A 20,191-nucleotide genomic window follows, 5' to 3' on the forward strand; every position below is an offset into this window, starting at 1 on the left:
TTTCAAGGAACAGGGTGCATTGATGAGCGAACAACAGATTTTGCTGGCCTTCGGCGGCATTGGCGTCGCCGCGCTGGGCTGCCAATGGTTGGCCTGGAGACTGAAACTGCCGGCCATTCTGTTCCTGCTGCTCAGCGGCATTCTCGCCGGCCCGATACTGGGCTGGCTCGATCCCCAGGAGATGTTCGGCCCGTTACTGATGCCCCTGGTCTCCCTGGCTGTGGCGCTGATCCTGTTCGAAGGCAGCCTGACCCTGCACCTCTCGGAATGGCGAGAGATTGGCAACGTAGTGCACCGCCTGGTGACGATCGGCGCCCTGTCCACCTGGGCTGTGATCACCCTCGCCACTCACTGGCTACTGGGCTTCGACTGGATGCTGGCCCTGCTGTTCGGGACCTTGACCCTGGTCACCGGGCCGACAGTGATCGTGCCCATGTTGCGGGTCGTGCGCCCCAAAGCCTCGATTGCCAACATCCTGCGCTGGGAGGGCATCGTCATCGACCCGATCGGTGCGCTGCTGGCGGTGGTGGTCTACAGCTTCATTATTGCCAGCGCCGCCGGCGAGGGCCTGAGCCACAGCCTGCTGACCTTTGCTGGGGTGATCCTTTGTGGCGGGCTGTTCGGCATCGTCGGTGGCTGGGTCCTGGGCAGCATCATGCGGCGCCAATGGTTGCCGGAATACCTGCACAACCTGGCGACCCTGGCGGCGGTGCTGGGGATCTTCATTGCCTCCAACCAGGTGATGCATGAATCCGGACTGCTGGCGGTGACGCTGATGGGCATGTGGATGGCCAACATGAAGGGCGTGGACGTGCGACATATCCTGCACTTCAAGGAAAACCTCAGCGTGCTGCTGATTTCCGGGCTGTTCATCCTGTTGGCGGCGCGCCTGGACCTCAAGGCGCTGATTGCCCTGGGCCCGCTGGTGCTGATTCTGCTGCTGGTGATCCAGTTCATCGCCCGACCACTGAATGTTTTGCTGTCCACTGCAGGATCGAGTCTCAACTGGCGCGAGCGTGCCTTGCTGGCCTGGATCGCACCGAGGGGGATTGTGGCGGCGGCGGTTTCGGCGATTTTCGCCATACGCCTGGATGAGGCCGGGCATCAGGGTGCACTGCTATTGGTGCCACTGACCTTCGCCGTGATCATCGGCACGGTGGTCCTGCAAAGCGCCACCGCTCGTCCGTTGGCGCGCCTGCTGAAAGTCGCGGAACCCGCCCCCAGCGGCTTCCTGATCGTCGGCGCCAACGGCCCGGCACGCACCATTGGCAAGGCCTTGCAGCAGTTGGGCAGCCGAGTGCTGCTGACCGACTCCAGCTGGGAGAACATCCGCGCCGCGCGCATGGAAGGCCTGCCCACCTATTTCGGCAATCCGGCCTCGCAGCACGCCGACGCGCACCTGGATCTGGTGGGATTGGGGCATCTGCTGGCGCTCTCACCTTCAGGCGAACTCAACACCCTGGCGGCTATGCGCTTTCGTCACGACTTCGGCCATCAGCGCCTGTTCGCGCTGGCCAACAGCCAGGAAAGCCGGCGCACCGATAAGCACCGGGCCAGCCATGAACACCGCGGCCAGCTCCTGGGCAGCGAGGCCCTGACCTATACCAAGCTGGCCAGCCTGCTGGGCCAGGGCGCGGAGCTGTACAGCACAAACCTGACCGAAGCCTTTGACTGGGACGCCTACCAGACGTTGCACGGCGAACGCGCGACCCTGCTGTTCGCCCGCGATGGCAACGGCTGGGTGCATGTTTTCACCCCAGAAAGCAGCCTCAAGCCGGCGGCAGGCTGGACCCTGCTGGCCCTGATCCAACCCGAGTCCCTCTAACCACAACCCCCTCGTAGGAGCTGGCTTGCCAGCGAAGAGGCCCGAGCCCCCCCATTCGCCGGCAAGCCGGCTCCTACGCCGCGAACCCTGGAAGCACCGGCACCGGGCGCTTGTCGTCGTCGATGGCGACAAAGCTGAACAAGCCATGGATGGCCTTCTCCCGACCATCACAGCTCATGCTTTCGACAAACACCTCGACCTCGACCTTGAGGCTGGTGTTGCCCACTTTCACCACTCGCCCCACCAACTCGACAATCGAACCAGCGGCGATCGGATGATTGAAATCGATCCGGTCAGTGGACACTGTCACCAGTGGCAGCCGACAGAAACGCGTGGCCGCGATAAACGACACTTCGTCCATCCAGGCCAGGGCGGTGCCGCCGAACAGGGTGTTGTGGTGGTTGGTGGTGGACGGGAATACCGCCTTGGTCACACGGGTCACCGAGAGCTCGGTGCGGCGGGTGATTTCTTGCTCGCGAAGGGACATGGATCGACTGCCTGAAACACTAAGAAGGGATAAATGACGGGCAACAAAAAAGCAGCCCGTAGGCTGCTTTTTTCTGCATCGGAAGCTGGACTTAAGCCAGTTTTTCCTTGATGCGAGCTGCTTTACCCGACAGGTCACGCAGGTAGTACAGCTTGGCTTTACGTACGTCACCGCGACGCTTGACAGCCATGCTGTCGATTTGCGGGCTGTAAGTCTGGAAAGTACGCTCTACGCCAACACCGTTGGAGATTTTACGAACGGTGAATGCACTGTTCACGCCGCGGTTACGCTTGGCGATTACAACGCCTTCGAATGCCTGCAGACGGGAACGATCGCCTTCCTTCACTTTCACCTGAACGACAATGGTGTCGCCCGGGGCAAAGGCTGGGATCTCTTTGGTCATCTGCTCTGCTTCGAGTGCAAGGATGATTTTGTTGGTCATGCTGTGCTCCTAAGGTAAATCGTCGGATCTACCATCGATACGTTGTTAACTATCGTCCCGCTCGCGGAGATATTCCTCGAGCAGCTTCTTCTCTTCTCCAGAAAGCGAGCGGCTTTCCAGAAGATCGGCGCGTCGTTCATAGGTCCGACCAAGGGACTGCTGTAAACGCCAACGCCGGATGTGTGCGTGGTTGCCACTTAGCAACACGTCGGGAACACGCTGATCCGCATACACCTCCGGTCGGGTGTAGTGCGGGCAATCCAGCAGACCGTCCGTGAAGGAATCTTCCTCCGCGGAATCCACATGCCCTAAAGCTCCGGGCAGCAGTCGCGTAACCGCATCAATCAGGACCATCGCCGGCAGCTCGCCACCGGAGAGTACATAGTCGCCAATCGACCACTCTTCATCGACATGAGCCTCAATAAAACGCTCGTCAATGCCTTCATAGCGACCGGCAATCAGGATCAATGCATCCTCATTCGCCAACTCGCGTACCGCCGACTGATTCAGTTGACGGCCCTGGGGCGACAGGTAAATCACCTTCGCACCCTCCCCGGCTGCATTTCTGGCCTGAACCAGCGCATCCTCCAGGGGCTTGATCTTCATCACCATGCCTGGACCACCGCCAAACGGGCGATCGTCTACAGTGTGATGTCGATCCGTGGTGTAGTCTCGCGGATTCCAACAGGTGAGCTGCAACAGCCCCTGTTTCACCGCGCGGCTGGTTATGCCGTACTCGCTGATGGCGGAAAACATCTCGGGAAACAAACTGATCACTTCTACGCGCAAATTAGCCACGCTTAGAAGTCCGCGTCCCATTCCACCTTCATCTCGCCCGCGGCCAGGTCGATGGCCAACACGCATTGCTCGGTATAGGGCAACAGGCGTTCGCGATCATCCAGGCTGCCAGCGCAAGGCTTGACCACCATTACATCATTGGCGCCGGTTTCCAGAAGATGATCGATCTTCCCGAGCAATTGCCCGAGTTGGTCAATAACCTTCAGACCTTCCAGCTGGTACCAGTAGTACTCGCCGTCGGTCAGTTCAGGGAACAGGTTGCGCGGCACGCAGATCTCGTAACCGGCCAGAAGACGAGCTTCTTCACGATCATCAAGACCCTTGAGCTTTGCGACCAGGAATTTGTCATTCCCGCGTCCGCTGACCAGCTCAACCTGTTTCACGCTACCTTCGCGCTTGAGCGTCCAGGTTTTGTAGTCCAACAGGTTTTTAATTGGATCAGTAAAGGAGTAAACCTTCACTTCGCCGCGAACGCCGTGAACAGAATAGATTTTGCCGATAACGATCAAATCATCAGCAGGAGCAGGCGTCGCGTTCATAGGGTTCAGGCTGCAGCCTTAGCCGATTCCTTCAGCAACTGAGCAACACGCTCAGAAGGCTGTGCACCAACGCTCAGCCAGTAGGCTACGCGCTCTTGGTTCACGGACAGGCGGATTTCTTGACCACGAGCGATCGGGTTGAAGAAACCAACTTGTTCTTTGTGCGAACCGTCACGTGGGTTACGGCTGTCGGTCACGGTCAAGTGGTAAAACGGGCGCTTTTTGGAGCCGCCAAGGGCAAGACGGATTGTTAGCATGTGAACATCGTTCCTGTAGTCGGTGCTGCAAATCTAAATGCACAGCGGGCATGGGTGCCCGAAAGGCCGCATATTCTAAGGAATATCCGGACTTTTGCAAATGTCTTTTTCCGGCGCCTATCGGCTGCCACTCAGATTTGCTATGGAGCCGTTGCAAGCAACAGCGGGTCAGCGCGCCTCAAGTAGAGGTTTGCTGGAGATTCCACGTCCCCGTGGAAAAGCGCCGACATGACTGCCGGCGCAGATTCTTTACATTTTCGGCATGCCGCCGCCGGGCAACATACCGCCCATGCCGCGCATCATCTTGGCCATCCCGCCCTTGGCGGAGAACTTCTTCATCATCTTCTGCATCTGCTTGTGCTGCTTGATCAAGCGACCGATGTCCTGCACCTGGGTACCGGAGCCCATGGCGATCCGACGCTTGCGCGAACCGCTGATCAGCTCAGGGTCGCGGCGCTCGGCCGGAGTCATGGAATTGATGATGGCTTCCATCTGCTTGAACTGCTTCTCTGCCGCACCCTGGGCATTGCCCATCTGCGCCAGGTTCACGCCGCCGATGTTCGGCAGCTTGTCCATCAGGCCGCCGAGGCCGCCCATGTTCTTCATCTGTTGCAGCTGGTCGCGGAAGTCTTCGAGGTCGAAGCCCTTGCCCTTCTTCAGTTTTTTAGCAAGCTTGTCGGCTTTTTCTTTATCGAGGGTCTGTTCGGCCTGCTCGATCAGACTGAGCACGTCGCCCATGCCAAGGATGCGCGAAGCGATACGCTCAGGATGGAACGGCTCAAGCGCCTCGGTCTTCTCGCCCATACCGATGAATTTGATCGGCTTGCCAGTAATGGCCCGTACCGACAGTGCTGCACCACCACGGGCATCACCGTCGACCTTGGTCAGGATCACCCCAGTCAGTGGCAGCGCATCGCCAAAGGCCTTGGCGGTGTTGGCGGCGTCCTGGCCGGTCATGGCGTCGACCACGAACAGGGTTTCCACCGGCTTGATCGCGGCGTGCAAGGCCTTGATCTCGCCCATCATCTCTTCGTCGATGTGCAGGCGACCGGCGGTGTCGACGATCACCACATCGATGAACTTGAGCCGGGCTTCTTTAATAGCCGCTTCGGCGATGGCTACCGGCTTCTGGCTCAGGTCCGATGGAAAGAAGGTCACGCCGATGTCATTGGCGAGCGTTTCCAGCTGCTTGATCGCCGCCGGACGGTAGACGTCCGCCGACACCACCATCACGCTCTTTTTCTTGCGCTCTTTAAGGAAGCGCGCGAGCTTGCCGGCGGTAGTGGTCTTACCGGCACCTTGCAGGCCGGCCATCAACACTACAGCGGGTGGCACCGCACTGAGGTTCAAGTCCTCGTTGGCCGCACCCATCAGGCTTTCCAGCTCGGCCTGGACAATCTTCACGAAGGCCTGGCCCGGGGTCAGGCTGCGGGACACTTCGGTGCCGACTGCACGTTCCTTGACCGAATTGACGAAGTCCTTGACCACTGGCAGGGCGACGTCGGCTTCGAGCAACGCCATGCGCACTTCGCGCAGGGTGTCTTTGATGTTGTCTTCGGTCAGCTTGGCCTTGCCGGTGACATGGCGCAGCGTCTGCGAGAGACGGTCGGTTAGGTTTTCAAACATGCTCGATCCTTTCAGGCCCAAGGTAGACCGGGGTAATGGCGGCCCAGAGCGTAATAAACAAGTGCTCGATGAGCCTGCGGCGTGGGCAGGGCGCGGATTATAGCGAAGACTGTGCGTGGCGGACACCTCGCCGTCTGCTTGCGTGGTCTTTCAGGGCTGTGGGTTCTATGCCAAACTCAGCGACTTTCGGGCCTGCCTAACAGGATTTATGCTCCCCTTGTCACCCAGCTTGCTACCCACCCTCGCCGCCGCCGTCCTTTATGCCGCTGCGACCTTCTATCAAGGCTCCCGCCTGGCCACAGGCGCCAAGGCGAACAAGCGCCTGCTGGTTACGCTCGGCGTCCTGGCCCTGCTCGCCCATAGCGCCAGCCTGCTGACCCACCTGATGACCCCGGTCGGCCTGGGCCTGGACTTCTTCAGCGCCGCCAGCCTGATCGCCGCCGCCGTCATCGCCCTGACCCTGCTGGCCTGCTCGCGCATTCCCGTGGAAAACCTGCTGGTGCTGTTGTTCCCACTCGGCGCCCTGACTGCCCTGCTGGCGCAGTTCGTGCCCACCGGGACCGTACCGGTGATTGATGAAGAACCTGGGATTCTCGCCCATATCCTGCTGTCGATCCTGGCCTACGGCATGTTCACCATCGCGGTGTTCCAGGCCTTGCTGCTGCTGGTGCAGGATCACCAACTGAAGAACAAGCACCCGTCCGGGCTGATCAGGAACTTTCCCCCACTGCAGACCATGGAAAGCCTGCTGTTTGGCTTCCTCTGGGCCGGCTGGACCCTGCTCTCGCTGTCGCTGATCTCCGGCTGGCTGTTTGTCGAGAACCTGTTTGCCCAGCACCTGGTGCACAAGACCCTGCTGGCCTGCCTGGCCTGGGTGGTATTCAGCGTGCTGCTGTGGGGCCGCAATCGCCTCGGCTGGCGCGGACACAAGGCGATTCGCTGGACCCTCGCGGGCTTCTGCCTGCTGATGCTCGCCTACTTCGGCAGCAAGCTGGTTCGTGAATACATCCTGCATATTTGACGACCGGCCATGACCGACTCTCTGCCCTCCGGGCCCATGCTCGCGGTAATCGCCCTGCTCATTGTCTGGTCAGGCCTGTTCACGGCCATCGATGCTGCACAATTGCATCTGCTGACCCTGCGCAGCCATTCGCGCTCGGGTGACAAGCCGTCTGCAAGGCTGGCCTTCCCCAAGGAAAGTCTGATTCTGTGCAATACCTTGTGCCGAGTCCTGGCGGTGATCATCAGCACCTTGCTGGCACTGTTCTACTGGGCGGAAAACGGCCCCTGGCTGGCGTGCCTGATCAGCACCTGTGGCCTGCTGGTATTGGCCGAATACCTGCCCCGGACCCTCGCCGCGCGGTACCCGGAAGGCACCTTGAGCTTCGGCAACAGCCTGTTGGCCATTCCGATGAAGATCATCTATCCCCTGGCATGGCTGCTCAACGCCATCAGCCAGCTGCTGTTGCGGCCCTTTGCCGCCAAAGCCAGCGCCGTCAAGCACAGCGACGACGACCCAGCACTGCAGGACGACGAACCCGCCCCTCAGGAGCACCATGCCCTGTCCGGCATCCATGCCCTGGACAACATCACCGTCAATGACATCCTGGTGCCCCGCAGCGAAGTGGACGGCATCAACCTGGACGACCCGATCGAAGAGATCATCGCCCAACTGCGCCTGAACAAACGCACGCGCCTGCCGGTGTTCCACAGCGACATCAACCAGGTCGAAGCGGTGCTCAACACCCGGCAGATCCGCCACCTGCTGCCCGACGCCAGCCTGACCAAGGATGCGCTGCTGGCGGCCTGCCACGAGCCCTATTTCGTTCCGGAAAGCACCCCACTGCAGTTGCAGCTGCTCAATTTCCACAAGCAGCAGCGACGCCTGGGCATGGTGGTGGACGAATACGGCGAAGTGCTGGGCATCGTCACCCTGGAAGACATCCTCGAAGAAATCGTCGGCGAGTTCGAAAGCGAGCACAGCCTGGATAATCCGCACATCCACCCTCAAGCCGATGGGCGCTACGTGGTGGAAGGTGCGGCATCGATCCGCGAGCTGAACAAGAGCCTCGGCTGGCACCTGCCCAGCGATGGCCCCAAGACCCTCAACGGCCTGGTCACCGAAGCCCTGGAAACCATTCCCGACAGTGCCGTGTGCCTGAAGATCGGCCGCTACCGCCTGGAGATTCTCGAAACCGAGGAAAACCGCGTCAGCCGCGTGCTGATCTGGCACACCAGCAGCGTTCCCGCCATCACCTGAGACTCACCGGCATCCCTTGCAGCCGCTCATAACCTGCCATTGGGCGGGCGCTACTCCGTTCGCCAGGAAGCGCCTTCCCGACCTTATCGCAGCCTGCGACAGCGGCTACCGTTTCAGCCCCCCGTTTTAGCCCTTGTTGGATCGTTAGGGGCCTTTCTATAATCGGACGGCTTATCCAAGCCCCGCAGTCCCGCGTGCTACCCGCACTCAGCGCGATCCTGCACGCCATAGCCGCTACCGTTCGACGTTTCTCCCACCCCGAGAGACGACCGCGCCAAACCCACATCCCTGGGTGCTCGACCATAATAATTCGCTCCACTGGAGCACTGACTGTCAGGGATCTTCGCATGACGACCAGCACCGCCTACAGCGCCTCCGCGCCTGCTCAACCGACCAACTCCGCAACCCGCGTGGCCACCGCCAGCTTCATCGGCACCGCCATTGAGTTCTACGACTTCTACGTCTACGCCACTGCTGCCGCGCTGGTGATCGGTCCAGTGTTCTTCCCCCAGACCTCCGGCACCGCACAGATGCTCTCGGCCTTCTTGACCTTCGGCATCGCCTTTCTCGCCCGCCCCCTGGGCTCGGCATTGTTCGGGCACTTCGGGGACCGCGTCGGACGCAAGTCGACCCTGGTCGCTTCTCTGCTGCTGATGGGCGTGTGTACCACCCTGATCGGCGTGCTGCCGGGATACGCCAGCATCGGTGCCTGGGCGCCGATCCTGTTGTGCATACTGCGTTTCGGCCAAGGCTTGGGGCTCGGCGGTGAATGGGGCGGAGCCGCCCTGCTGGCCACGGAAAACGCCCCGGAAGGCAAACGCGCCTGGTTCGGCATGTTTCCACAACTGGGCCCATCCATCGGCTTTCTCGCCGCCAACGGCTTGTTCCTGGCGCTGGCCCTGGGCCTGGACGACGAACAGTTCCGCTCCTGGGGCTGGCGCATTCCATTCCTGCTCAGCGCGGCCCTGGTAATGGTAGGCCTGTATGTGCGCCTGAAGCTGCATGAAACCCCGGTCTTCGCCAACGCCGTAGCACGCCAGGAACGGGTGAAAATGCCGCTGGTCGAACTCTTCAGCCAATACTGGCTGCCGGTGTTGCTGGGCGCCTCATCGATGGTGGTGTGCTACGCGCTGTTCTATATTTCCACGGTGTTTTCCCTGAGCTACGGCGTCTCCACTCTGGGTTACAGCCGGGAAACCTTCCTCGGCCTACTGTGCTTCGCGGTGTTGTTCATGGCAGCAGCCACGCCGCTATCGGCCTGGGCCAGCGACCGCTTCGGCCGTAAGCCAGTACTGATTGTCGGCGGAGTGCTGGCCATCCTGTCCGGCTTCACCATGGAGCCATTGCTCACCCAGGGTTCCACCGCAGGCGTGGCGCTGTTCCTGTGCATTGAGTTGTTCCTGATGGGCGTGACCTTCGCGCCGATGGGCGCCCTGCTGCCGGAACTGTTCCCGACTCATGTGCGCTATACCGGTGCTTCGGCGGCTTACAACCTGGGGGGCATTGTCGGTGCCTCGGCGGCACCCTTCTTCGCCCAGAAACTGGTGGCGATGGGGGGCTTGAGCTGGGTCGGCGGCTATGTTTCGGGGGCGGCGATCCTGAGTTTGATCGCGGTGCTGTGCCTGAAGGAGACGCGCAACAACGACCTCAATCGGGTCGGTTAGGAAGAGTATTCGCCGGCCAGCGCCTACAGATGGTGTGTAGAAGCCGGCCGGCGAATGGCTTTACAGCTCGACCACCACCGCCTGGGAAGCGCGTGTTGCCTTGGCCCGGGCAGCCTCGATCGACTCGTCACGCGCCAGGGCCACGCCCATGCGCCGCTGACCGTTGACTTCCGGTTTGCCAAACAGGCGCAGCGCAGTGTCCGGCTCGCTCAAGGCGGCGCCGAGATTGGCGAACGCGGTCTGGGTCGACTGGCCTTCCACCAGGATCACCGCCGAAGCCGAAGGCCCGAACTGGCGGATCAATGGAATCGGCAGGCCGAGAATGGCCCGCGCATGCAGGGCGAACTGCGACAGGTCCTGGGAAATCAGGGTCACCAGGCCGGTGTCATGCGGGCGCGGCGAGACTTCGCTGAACCACACCTGATCGCCCTTGATGAACAACTCCACACCAAACAGACCGCGGCCGCCCAAGGCCTCTGTCACTGCCTTGGCCACACGCTCGGACTCAGCCAGGGCTTTTGGGCTCATGGCCTGGGGCTGCCAGGACTCTTGATAATCACCCTTCTCCTGACGATGACCGACCGGAGCACAGAAAGTGGTGCCACCGACATGACGCACAGTCAGCAGGGTGATTTCGTAATCGAAGTCGATAAAACCTTCGATGATCACCCGGCCCTTGCCAGCACGCCCGCCTTCCTGGGCGTAGTCCCAGGCTTTCTGCACGTCGTCGACGCTGCGCAGCAGACTTTGGCCTTTGCCCGAGGAGCTCATCACTGGCTTGACCACGCAAGGGAAGCCCAGGTCTTCCACGGCCTTGCGATAGTCTTCGACGGTGTCGGCGAAGTGATACGGCGAGGTCGGCAGATCCAGCTCTTCAGCGGCCAGGCGACGAATGCCTTCGCGGTTCATGGTCAGCGAGGTCGCCCGTGCGGTCGGGATCACGGTGAAGCCTTCGGCTTCTAGCTCCACCAGGGTCGCGGTGGCGATGGCTTCGATTTCCGGCACGATAAAGTGCGGCTTCTCGGCTTCGATCACCGCCCGCAGGGCTGCACCGTCGAGCATATTGATCACGTGGCTACGATGGGCCACTTGCATCGCCGGAGCGTTGGCGTAGCGGTCCACGGCAATCACTTCAACACCCAGGCGTTGCAGCTCGATCACCACTTCCTTGCCCAACTCACCACAGCCACAAAGCAAGACGCGGGTCGCGGTTGGCGACAATGGAGTTCCGATACGAGTCATCTGAAGGTCCTCAAAGGAGCGGATCATCGAGGGCCGAGCGCCAGGCGGGCGACCCATGGGGAGAAAGAGCGCGGCATTTTACATGAACCGCAGGCCTTGGCTCAGCTAGCGCACGCGGCTTTGCGCAAACGCCAGGCCATGGCCAGCCAGACGACGGTGACCCCGGCGAACTTCGAACCCAGGGCGGTGAGAACCACCCCTGGAGTCAGCGCATCGATCATGCCAAAGAAGATAAAGGTATCCAGGGGAATGCTCAGGGCAGAACTGATCCACAGGCGGTCATGCAGGGGCCGCTTGGTGATGCTGAAAACCAGCCAGTCAATGCATTCCGAAACGGCGAAAGCGCTGGCACTGGCCAGGGCAATAGCTGGGTCAGAGGTCACGTAGGACAGCACCAGGGCGGCCAGCATGGCGACAATGGCGCCATGTCCGAAACGGGTCTGCACCATGTCGCGCAAGACAAACACCAACCCGCCCCAGGCCGACCAGATGATGTCCAGGTGCGGCGCTGTGGAAAAGGCATAGTTGGTCAGCACGACACTGCTGATATAGGCGATCAGGAAGAGCATGGGCTGGAAAGTACCTGTCAGGAAGGCGCACAGGTTACTTCAGGCGCGGGGGTTGGACCAAGAAAGTCCTGAGGTGCGTTGCGCTGGCAAGCCAGCGCCGCACAAACGCCTTGCAGGAGCAGCCCGGCCAGCGAGAAGACCGGATCAACCAGCCGAGCTGGACCCGATCATCCATAACAACCCGCTGGACTTGGCGCGCTCATGGCACAAGGCCAAGACCGTGCGCCGCTCACTATTGTCCATCCGACTCCAACGGGTGATTTCATCCACCGTGCGTTGGCAGCCGGTGCAGATGTCCTGCTCGTCCAGGGCACAGATGTTCACACAGGGCGAGGCGACGGGTCTTTCAGGGGTAATCATGGCTCTTGCTCAACCAGGTCTTGGGCATAACGCTGGGCATTATGAACGTAGTGGGCGGCGCTGGCTTCGAGCATTTTCTTCTGTGGCTCGGTGAGTTCACGCACCACCTTGCCCGGCGACCCCATGACCAATGAACCGTCAGGAATTTCCTTGCCTTCGCCAATCAGCGAGTTGGCGCCAATGATGCAGTTCTTGCCAATCTTCGCGCCGTTGAGAATCACTGCGTTGATGCCGATCAGGCTGTAGTCGCCCACCGTACAGCCATGCAGCATGGCGTTATGGCCGATGGTCACACCGGTACCGATGGTCAGCGGATAGCCCATGTCGGTATGCATCACGGTGCCGTCCTGAACGTTACTGTGCTTGCCGATCAGAATCAGTTCGTTGTCGCCACGCAGCACCGCGTTGAACCACACGCTGGCACCCTCCTCCAGCTTGACCTTGCCCACCAGCGTGGCATTAGGGGCCACCCAGCTCTGCGGATGGGTGTCGACTCGGGCGTCGCCCAGGCGGTATTTCATCTTATTGTCCTCATGGCTCAGGCAGCCGCGGGTGTATGCCATACGGGTGATGGCTTCAGCTATTGATAAAGTTTTTCGGCGGGTGATGCAGGCTGATCCTGGCGTCGTACAGCAGATTGACCAGCTCGACGATCATGATCGCGGTCAGGCCCCAAATCTTGTACTCACCAAAACGATAGCTGGGGACGTACCAACTACGGCCCTGGTAGTCGATGCGATGAGTGTGCTCACGCGGGTCCTGGCGAAAGAACTCCAGGGGCACGTTGAAAACGGCGGCGATCTCGGCGTCATTGGCCCGGTACTCGACATAATCCGGAATCACCCCGACGTAGGGCGTAACCTTGATCCCATGCAGGGAAATCAGTGGGCTCAGGGGACCGATGACCTCCACCAGCCCCGGCGGCAAGCCAATTTCCTCTTCGGCCTCACGCAGTGCGGTAAAAATCAGGTCCGGGTCTTCCGGATCGCGTCGACCACCCGGAAAAGCCACTTCACCGCCATGGGTCGAAAGCCCGCTGGCGCGCAGGGTCAGCACCAGCTCCGGTTCTTCGCTGCGGGTGATGGGCACCAGTACCGCAGCCTCGGGAAAACGTCGGTCGGTCTCCAGCGTACGCGGCGTGTAACGGCTTACCCGATGAAGTAGCTCGTCCAGCATGAGGCATCTCGATCTGTTGGCTACCGTGCATCATGCACCAATCCAATCAACCGCCCAACCCCCGGTCGTTCAACGACAACTTGCCGACAATGGGCCCGCCGCGCCAAGATAGCCGCAGCCTTTTCGGATACCCAGCATGAAATTTTGCAGCCAGTGCGGCAACCCGGTGACCCAGCGCATTCCCGAAGGCGATTCGCGCCTGCGCTTTGTCTGCGATCACTGTCAAACCATCCATTATCAGAACCCCAATATCGTTGCCGGCTGCCTGGCCACCTGGGAGGGCAAGGTGCTGCTGTGTCGGCGTGCCATCGAGCCACGCCTGGGTTATTGGACCCTGCCGGCGGGCTTCATGGAGAACGGCGAGACCATCGAACAGGCGGCCATCCGCGAGACCTTCGAGGAGGCGTGCGCGCGGGTGCGCAACCTTAGCCTCTATACCCTGATCGACGTGCCACACATCAGCCAGGTGCACGTGTTCTTTCGCGCGGAGCTGGCCGACCTGGACTTTGCCGCCGGCCCCGAGAGCCTGGAATTGCAGTTGTTCGACGAAGCCGATATCCCTTGGTCCGAGCTGGCTTTCCGCACCGTCGGCCGTACCTTAGAATGCTTCTTTGCTGACCGGCGGGCGGAGGCCTTTGAAGTGCGCTCCGAATCCATTCCGCCGCTTTCTCAGCCTGCCATCAGTTAAATAATAAAACGTGCACGCAACCCGTGCGCGCCTGGGGATATCGTGTCAATGCGCTGGTTGCTTGCCCTGCTGTGCTGTTCCTTCGTTGCTGTGTGCCAGGCCTCCACGGTGGAAACCCTGGACGGCAAGATCATCGAAAAAGTCCTGGTGCTCAAATCCGCCCATCAATTGCAATTGATCAATGGCGGCAAACCCCTGAAGACCTACCGGATTTCCCTGGGCAAGAAACCCAAGGGCACCAAGCTCATGGAAGGTGACAAACGCACCCCGGAAGGCCTCTATTGGGTCGACTGGCGCAAGACCAGCGATCGCTACAACCTGGCCATGCACATCTCCTATCCGAACATCACCGATGCCGCGCGCTCGCGCCGTGAAGGTGTGAACCCGGGCGGCATGATCATGATTCATGGCACCCCGGACACAGAAGAGTTTCCAGAGCAGTACTTCCACACTCTGGACTGGACCGATGGCTGCATCGCCATGCGCAACGTCGATATGCGTGAGGTCTGGGGCCTGGTCAAAGACGGCACCATGGTCGAAATCCGCCCTTAAATGCCCTTTCGCTGAAAAAAAAATATCCCCTCGCACGCCCCACGGCACGCATACCACTTCGCGACCCGCTACGGGTCGCCGCCTGAGGTTATGGCCCTCGCTGCCAGACCTGCCTAATACCACTTCATTCCTTTATCCTCTCAGGCACCCCGCAAGTGCCCGTTTTACGGTGCCCACAGCTGACCGGCGGCATTGACATGGTATTTAAGTGGTATTAGTTTTTCGGCACTACCGGGCGACAACAACCTAATAACCGCATCGGAAAACCTACAGATGAATCACCTTCTGACCCTGCGTCCCGACGACACCCAACCGACTCCGCTGTACCTGCAACTGGCCCGTAACCTGGAAGCGGCGATTCATGCCGGCCAATGGAAAGCCGAGCAGGCATTGCCTTCGGAACGCAACCTCAGCGAACTGCTGGGCATCTCCCGGGTCACCGCGCGCAAGGCTCTGGAGGTCTTGTTCGAACGCGGCCTGATCCGTCGCAGCCAGGGCTCTGGCACCTTCATCACGCCACGCCTGGAACAGCCGCTGTCGCGCCTCTCCGGCTTCAGCGAAATGCTTCGCCACAAGGGCTTCGTGCCCAGTTCACTGTGGCTGGAACGCAGCATCAGCCTGCCAACCCACGAAGAGCTGATTCGCCTCGGCCTGTCCCCCAACGACAAGGTGGCCCGCCTCAAGCGCCTGCGTAAGGCCGACGACACCGTAATGGCAATCGAGATGAGCACCCTGCCGGCGACCATCATCGCCAAGCCGGAAACCGTGGGTGACTCGCTCTACGAGTACCTGGAGCGCATCGGTCAGCCGGTGGTACGCGCCCTGCAACACATCCAGGCGATCAACGCCTCGGATGAGTTCGCGGCCCTGGTGGGCATTGCCCCCGGCACCGCCATGCTGCTGATGACTCGGGTCGGTTACCAGAAAGACAACATCCCGATCGAAGTCACCGACACCTACTGCCGCAACAACTTCTATGACTTCGTCGCCGAACTGCGACGCTGAATCCGCCCCTGGAGCCAGAGAAACGCCCATGTCCGAAGACAACATCCTCACGCCCCAAGGCTGGGTCCGCGGTCGCCTGGTGCACCAGGACGGCAAGGTCATCGCCGTCGAAGGCAGCCCTTGCGATCCAGCGGAAAACGACCTGCCCTACCTGCTGCCGGGCTTCATCGACCTGCATGTGCATGGCGGCGGCGGCAAGGACGTCATGCAAGGCAGTGAAGCCTTCCAGACCATCACCCGCACCCACCTGCGCTTCGGTACCACCTCGTTGCTGGCCACCACCATGACCGCACCGAGCGCGGAGATCCGCCAAGTCCTGGCGGAACTCGGGAGCTACGCAGAACAACGCGCCGATGGCTGCGCGCGAGTCCTCGGCGTGCACCTGGAAGGCCCCTACATCAACCCCGGCAAGCTCGGCGCACAACCCAATTTCGCCCACACCGCGCTGCTCGCGGAAGTCGAGGAATACCTGCAACTGGCGCCGATCCGGGTCATCACCATCGCCCCGGAAATTGCCGGCCACGACGGCTTGATCCGCGCCCTCAGCGCCCGTGGCGTGCGCATGCAGATCGGCCACACCCTGGGCAGCTATGAAGAAGGAGTGGCGGCCCTCGCCGCCGGCGCCACCAGCTTCACTCACCTGTACAACGCCATGAGCCCCCTGCATCACCGCGAGCCCGGGATCGTTGGCGCGGCCCTGGCCCACGCCCAGTACGCCGAACTGATTCCCGACCTGCTGCATGTGCACCCCGGGGCAATCCGTGTGGCACTGCGCTCGATCCCCTGCCTGTACTGCGTCACCGACTCCACCGCTGCCGCCGGCATGCCCGACGGTGAGTACAAACTCGGCAGCCATACAGTGACCAAGTGCCTGGGCGGCGTACGCCTGCCAGACGGCACCCTCGCCGGCAGCACGCTGACCATGGACCAGGCCCTGCGCAACCTGGTGAAGATCGGCCTGCCCCTGGCCGAGGCCTCGCAGCGCCTGTCGCAATTTCCTGCCGACTATCTCGGCATCCCTGAACGCGGCCGCCTGCAACCTGGCAGTTGGGCCGACAGCGTGCGCCTGGACCGCGCACTCACACTGACCGCTGTCATGGTCGAAGGAGAAGACATTGACTTCAAAAATGCTTGAAGAGGCGCTGTCCTCGCACGTTGCCGTGAGTAGCCAGTTGCAGCATCTGGACCCGTCGCTGATCGAGGTCGCCGGCCGCCTGCGACGCCAGCCACCGCAAGTGGCAATGACCGTGGCTCGGGGCAGCTCCGACCACGCCGCCAGCTACTTCGCCTACCTGACCATGCAGCAAGTGGGCATCCCGGTGGCCTCGCTGCCAATGTCCGTGGTGACCATGCAACAAGCCCCCCTGCGGGTCAGCGGCCAGGCAGTGTTCGCCTTTTCGCAATCGGGACAGAGCCCGGACCTGGTGAACAGCGTGCGCCTGCTGCGCAAACGCGGCGCCCTCAGCGTGGCCATGGTCAATGCGCCAAACAGCCCACTGGAAGCCGCCAGCGAGTTTTCCCTGCCGCTGTATGCCGGTGCCGAGCAGAGCGTTGCCGCCACCAAGAGCTTCATCGCCACCCTCAGCGCCAGCGCCCGCTTGATCGGCCACTGGAACGAGGACACTCACTTGCTCGAGGCCGGCCTGGCGCTGCCCGAAGGCCTGCAGCAGGCCGCGACCCAGGACTGGGGGCTCGCCGTCAACGCCCTGCGCGATTGCCAGCGGCTGATGGTGATCGGTCGTGGCGCCGGCTTTGCCATCGCCCAGGAAGCCGCACTCAAGCTCAAGGAAACCTCGGCCATCCAGGCCGAAGCCTTCAGTAGCGCCGAGGTCCGTCACGGCCCGATGGCACTGATCGACCACGACTATCCCTTGCTGGTATTCGCCCCACGCGGCGCGGAACAGGGCGGCCTGCTGAGCCTCGCCGCCGATATGCGCCAGCGCGGCGCCAAGGTGTTGCTGGCGGCCCCCGATGACATTGCCGAACGGGACCTGACCCTGAGCCGGGCAGAGAACTCGGTGCTCGATCCGATCCTGGCGATCCAGAGTTTTTACGTCATGGCCGCCAGCCTGGCCGAGGCCCGCAGCATGGACCCCGACCAGCCGCGCCACTTGAGCAAAGTGACCCGTACGCACTAAGCCCCTTTGATTGATGAGTACTGCGCCATGCACAACAACAATAACGACCTGACGCTCAGTGCCCCGTTAAGCGGGCCCGTGCTGTCGCTGCGCAGCGTTCCCGACCCGGTGTTCGCCAGCGGTGCCATGGGTGACGGGATTGCCATCGACCCTCTCAACAACACCTTGCATGCGCCCTGCGCCGGCCAGGTGATCCAGGTGGCGCGTACCGGCCATGCAGTGACCCTGCGCGCTGCCAACGGCGCCGAACTGCTGCTGCACCTGGGCCTGGACACCGTCGAGCTGCAAGGTGAAGGTTTCGCCCTGCTGGTGGAGGAAGGGCAACAGGTGAATGCCGGCCAACCCTTGCTGTGGGTTGACCTCGACTACGTAGCGCAGCACTGCCGAAGCCTGATCAGCCTGCTGATCCTGACCAACGGCGAGGGTTTCGACTTGCGCCACCTGCCCCTGTCATCGGTCAAGGTCGGCGAGCCACTGCTGCACATCACCCCCAGGGCAAACCAGGCTGCCCAGGCACAGACCCAGGCACACTCCAGCGAACAGGCCAGCGCCCGGATCAAGGTCGCCCATCGCGGCGGCCTGCATGCCCGCCCCGCCGCCCTGGTGCGCCAGACTGCCGAGGGTTTCAGCAGCCGATCACAGCTGATTTTCAAGGACCAGAGTGCCTCCTGTTCCAGCCTGATGGCCCTGATGGGCCTGGGCATCGGCGAGCAGGATGAAGTGCTGGTCAGCTGCCAGGGCGCCGATTGCCAAGAGGCCTTGCAGGCTCTGCTCAAGACCCTGGGCACCGCCCTGGCGGCAGATACTCACGCCGCCACCCCGGCGCCCGCCCAGATCGCCCACCGCCCCACAGAGGATGGAGTGCTACATGGCGTCTGCGCCGCCCCGGGATTGGTTAGCGGCCCGTTGTTCCGGCTCAACGCCATAGCGCTCCCGGAAGATCTCGGCGAGCATCAGCCGCAAGCCCAACGCCTCGCCCTGAGTGCGGCCCTGGACCAGGTACGTCGGGATATCCGGCACACCCTGGAGCAAGCCAGACAACGTCGAAACCAGGAAGAACAGGATATTTTCAACGCTCACCTGGCTCTGCTCGAAGACCCGACCCTGCTCGATGCCAGCGACGCGGCGATCGCTCAGGGACGTGCCGCCACCCACGCCTGGAGCGCGGCAATCACCGAGCAATGCCAGGTGCTGCAGCAACTGGGCAACCCGCTGCTGGCAGAGCGCGCCAATGATCTGCGAGACCTGCAACAGCAAGTGCTACGCGCGCTGCTGGGAGAGGCCTGGCACTGCGATCTGCCGGCCGGGGCGATTGTCGCCGCCGAGGAACTGACCCCCTCCGACCTGCTGCAACTCAGTGCCCAGGGCGTGGCCGGCCTGTGCATGGCCGCCGGCGGCGCCACCTCTCACGTGGCGATTCTTGCCCGGGGCAAGGGCCTGCCCTGCCTGGTAGCCCTGGGCCAGGAAGTGCTGAGCATCGGCAACGGCCAACAGGTCGTGCTGGATGCCGATGGCGGACGCCTGGAACTGGCCCCGGACCCTCGCCGTATCGAGCAAGTGCAACAAACCGCTGACTCACGCCGACAACGTCGCCAGTCACAGCAACAGCAAGCCCATGCCAGCGCCCTGACCCGGGACGGCCAGCAAATCGAAGTGGCGGCCAATGTCGCCTCCAGCGAAGAAGCCCGGGAAGCACACCAGGGTGGCGCCGATGGCGTCGGCCTGCTGCGCACCGAGTTCCTGTTCGTCGATCGCCACACCGCGCCAGACGAAGTCGAACAGCGACAGGCCTATCAGGCAGTGCTGGATGCCATGGGCGACAAGCCGGTGATCATCCGCACCATCGACGTCGGCGGCGACAAGCAACTGGACTACCTGCCGCTGCCGGTGGAGGCCAATCCGGTGCTCGGCCTGCGGGGCATCCGGCTGGCCCTGGCGCGCCCGGAACTGCTGGACCAGCAATTGCGCGCACTGCTCCAAGTCACGCCACTGCAGCGCTGCCGAGTGATGCTGCCGATGGTCACCGAAGTCGCCGAACTGCTGCAGATCCGCCAGCGCCTGGACGCACTGGCCGCCGAACTGGGCCTGGCCCAGCGCCCGGAGCTGGGGGTGATGATCGAAGTGCCAGCGGCTGCGCTGATGGCCGAGCAACTGGCGGAACACGCCGACTTCCTGTCCATCGGCACCAACGACCTGTCCCAGTACACCCTGGCCATGGACCGTGACCATGCCGGGCTGGCCGCGCGGGTCGATGCCCTGCATCCCGCCCTGCTGCGGCTGATCGCCCAGACCTGCGCCGGCGCCGCCCGCCATGGACGCTGGGTCGGGGTTTGCGGCGCCCTGGCTTGCGACCCACTGGCCACGCCGGTGCTGATCGGCCTCGGGGTCAGCGAGTTGTCGGTAAGCCCACCGCAAGTGGGCGAGATCAAAGACCGGGTACGCCAGTTGGATGCGGCCGAGTGCCGGCACCTCGCCCAGTCATTGCTCAACCTCCCCGGCGCCGCCGCAGTCCGCCAGGCCTGCGCACGGCATTGGCCTCTGCACCCATAACAAGAACTCCAGG

At 62.2% G+C, this 20,191-nt stretch carries 21 protein-coding genes; 10 read left to right on the top strand and 11 right to left on the bottom strand.

Going from position 1 to position 20,191, the window contains the following annotated elements; translation table 11 throughout:
- Positions 1 to 22: 22 nt before the first annotated feature.
- Positions 23 to 1,825: a cation:proton antiporter gene (locus tag GV819_RS21390; RefSeq protein WP_161758039.1), complete on the top strand. Its 1,803-nt coding sequence runs from the start codon at positions 23 to 25 to the stop codon at positions 1,823 to 1,825.
- Between the two features lie 73 nt (positions 1,826 to 1,898).
- Here GV819_RS21390 and GV819_RS21395 read toward each other — a convergent pair whose 3' ends face one another.
- The 6 genes from GV819_RS21395 to ffh all read right to left on the bottom strand — a co-directional run bounded on the left by GV819_RS21395 (position 1,899) and on the right by ffh (position 5,974).
- A complete protein-coding gene (locus GV819_RS21395; RefSeq protein ID WP_161758040.1) occupies positions 1,899 to 2,312 on the bottom strand; it encodes an acyl-CoA thioesterase in 414 nt (137 codons plus the stop codon).
- Between the two features lie 91 nt (positions 2,313 to 2,403).
- Positions 2,404 to 2,754, bottom strand: coding sequence for a 50S ribosomal protein L19 (gene rplS, locus GV819_RS21400; protein ID WP_009047143.1), 351 nt, complete (start codon positions 2,752 to 2,754; stop codon positions 2,404 to 2,406).
- A gap of 45 nt (positions 2,755 to 2,799) precedes the next feature.
- Positions 2,800 to 3,573, bottom strand: a complete 774-nt coding sequence (trmD, locus tag GV819_RS21405) for a tRNA (guanosine(37)-N1)-methyltransferase TrmD (protein WP_178124942.1) — start codon at positions 3,571 to 3,573, stop codon at positions 2,800 to 2,802.
- On the bottom strand, positions 3,555 to 4,091 hold the full coding sequence (gene rimM / locus GV819_RS21410) for a ribosome maturation factor RimM (RefSeq protein ID WP_161758041.1): 537 nt from the start codon (positions 4,089 to 4,091) through the stop codon (positions 3,555 to 3,557). Before rimM ends, trmD begins: the two co-directional genes overlap by 19 nt.
- Positions 4,092 to 4,096: 5 nt before the next feature.
- A complete protein-coding gene (rpsP, locus tag GV819_RS21415; protein ID WP_161758042.1) occupies positions 4,097 to 4,348 on the bottom strand; it encodes a 30S ribosomal protein S16 in 252 nt (83 codons plus the stop codon).
- A 249-nt stretch (positions 4,349 to 4,597) separates the two neighbouring features.
- Positions 4,598 to 5,974 (bottom strand): signal recognition particle protein, encoded by a 1,377-nt coding sequence (gene ffh, locus GV819_RS21420; RefSeq protein WP_161758043.1) that lies wholly within the window; start codon positions 5,972 to 5,974, stop codon positions 4,598 to 4,600.
- A gap of 208 nt (positions 5,975 to 6,182) precedes the next feature.
- Between ffh and GV819_RS21425 the strand changes: the two genes are divergently transcribed.
- From GV819_RS21425 to GV819_RS21435, 3 genes are all read left to right on the top strand, one after another.
- A complete protein-coding gene (locus tag GV819_RS21425) occupies positions 6,183 to 6,995 on the top strand; it encodes a cytochrome C assembly family protein (protein ID WP_161758044.1) in 813 nt (270 codons plus the stop codon).
- A gap of 9 nt (positions 6,996 to 7,004) precedes the next feature.
- Positions 7,005 to 8,234, top strand: a complete 1,230-nt coding sequence (locus GV819_RS21430) for an HlyC/CorC family transporter (protein WP_161758045.1) — start codon at positions 7,005 to 7,007, stop codon at positions 8,232 to 8,234.
- Between the two features lie 347 nt (positions 8,235 to 8,581).
- A complete protein-coding gene (locus tag GV819_RS21435) occupies positions 8,582 to 9,898 on the top strand; it encodes an MFS transporter (RefSeq protein ID WP_161758046.1) in 1,317 nt (438 codons plus the stop codon).
- A 60-nt stretch (positions 9,899 to 9,958) separates the two neighbouring features.
- Here the strand turns inward: GV819_RS21435 and purT are convergent, their stop codons facing one another.
- The 5 genes from purT to GV819_RS21460 all read right to left on the bottom strand — a co-directional run bounded on the left by purT (position 9,959) and on the right by GV819_RS21460 (position 13,245).
- Positions 9,959 to 11,140: a formate-dependent phosphoribosylglycinamide formyltransferase gene (gene purT / locus GV819_RS21440; RefSeq protein ID WP_161758047.1), complete on the bottom strand. Its 1,182-nt coding sequence runs from the start codon at positions 11,138 to 11,140 to the stop codon at positions 9,959 to 9,961.
- 101 nt (positions 11,141 to 11,241) lie between these two features.
- Complete coding sequence (locus tag GV819_RS21445; RefSeq protein ID WP_161758048.1) at positions 11,242 to 11,709, bottom strand: preQ0 transporter; 468 nt, start codon at positions 11,707 to 11,709, stop codon at positions 11,242 to 11,244.
- A 144-nt stretch (positions 11,710 to 11,853) separates the two neighbouring features.
- The gene (locus GV819_RS21450; protein ID WP_161758049.1) at positions 11,854 to 12,069 is read right to left on the bottom strand and encodes a DUF1289 domain-containing protein; all 216 of its coding nucleotides are present in this window, start codon (positions 12,067 to 12,069) and stop codon (positions 11,854 to 11,856) included.
- Entirely contained in the window at positions 12,066 to 12,590 is a 525-nt protein-coding gene (locus GV819_RS21455; RefSeq protein WP_161758050.1) for a gamma carbonic anhydrase family protein, read from the bottom strand. The genes GV819_RS21450 and GV819_RS21455 overlap by 4 nt, the downstream gene beginning before the upstream one ends.
- A gap of 55 nt (positions 12,591 to 12,645) precedes the next feature.
- On the bottom strand, positions 12,646 to 13,245 hold the full coding sequence (locus tag GV819_RS21460) for a CoA pyrophosphatase (RefSeq protein WP_161758051.1): 600 nt from the start codon (positions 13,243 to 13,245) through the stop codon (positions 12,646 to 12,648).
- Positions 13,246 to 13,381: 136 nt separating this feature from the next.
- Here GV819_RS21460 and GV819_RS21465 point away from each other — a divergent pair, with 136 nt between their 5' ends.
- The 6 genes from GV819_RS21465 (at position 13,382) to ptsP (ending at position 20,178) form a co-directional block, all read left to right on the top strand.
- Positions 13,382 to 13,933, top strand: coding sequence for an NUDIX hydrolase (locus tag GV819_RS21465; RefSeq protein WP_161758052.1), 552 nt, complete (start codon positions 13,382 to 13,384; stop codon positions 13,931 to 13,933).
- 48 nt (positions 13,934 to 13,981) lie between these two features.
- The gene (locus tag GV819_RS21470) at positions 13,982 to 14,485 is read left to right on the top strand and encodes a L,D-transpeptidase family protein (RefSeq protein ID WP_161758053.1); all 504 of its coding nucleotides are present in this window, start codon (positions 13,982 to 13,984) and stop codon (positions 14,483 to 14,485) included.
- Between the two features lie 273 nt (positions 14,486 to 14,758).
- The gene (locus tag GV819_RS21475) at positions 14,759 to 15,490 is read left to right on the top strand and encodes a GntR family transcriptional regulator (RefSeq protein ID WP_161758054.1); all 732 of its coding nucleotides are present in this window, start codon (positions 14,759 to 14,761) and stop codon (positions 15,488 to 15,490) included.
- A gap of 28 nt (positions 15,491 to 15,518) precedes the next feature.
- Complete coding sequence (nagA, locus tag GV819_RS21480) at positions 15,519 to 16,625, top strand: N-acetylglucosamine-6-phosphate deacetylase (protein WP_161758055.1); 1,107 nt, start codon at positions 15,519 to 15,521, stop codon at positions 16,623 to 16,625.
- Complete coding sequence (locus GV819_RS21485) at positions 16,606 to 17,628, top strand: SIS domain-containing protein (RefSeq protein WP_161758056.1); 1,023 nt, start codon at positions 16,606 to 16,608, stop codon at positions 17,626 to 17,628. Before nagA ends, GV819_RS21485 begins: the two co-directional genes overlap by 20 nt.
- A gap of 27 nt (positions 17,629 to 17,655) precedes the next feature.
- Positions 17,656 to 20,178, top strand: coding sequence for a phosphoenolpyruvate--protein phosphotransferase (gene ptsP / locus GV819_RS21490; RefSeq protein WP_161758057.1), 2,523 nt, complete (start codon positions 17,656 to 17,658; stop codon positions 20,176 to 20,178).
- Positions 20,179 to 20,191: the final 13 nt, after the last annotated feature.

The sequence above is a fragment of the Pseudomonas sp. Fl5BN2 genome, from assembly GCF_009908205.1.
In the GTDB taxonomy this organism is placed as follows: domain Bacteria; phylum Pseudomonadota; class Gammaproteobacteria; order Pseudomonadales; family Pseudomonadaceae; genus Aquipseudomonas.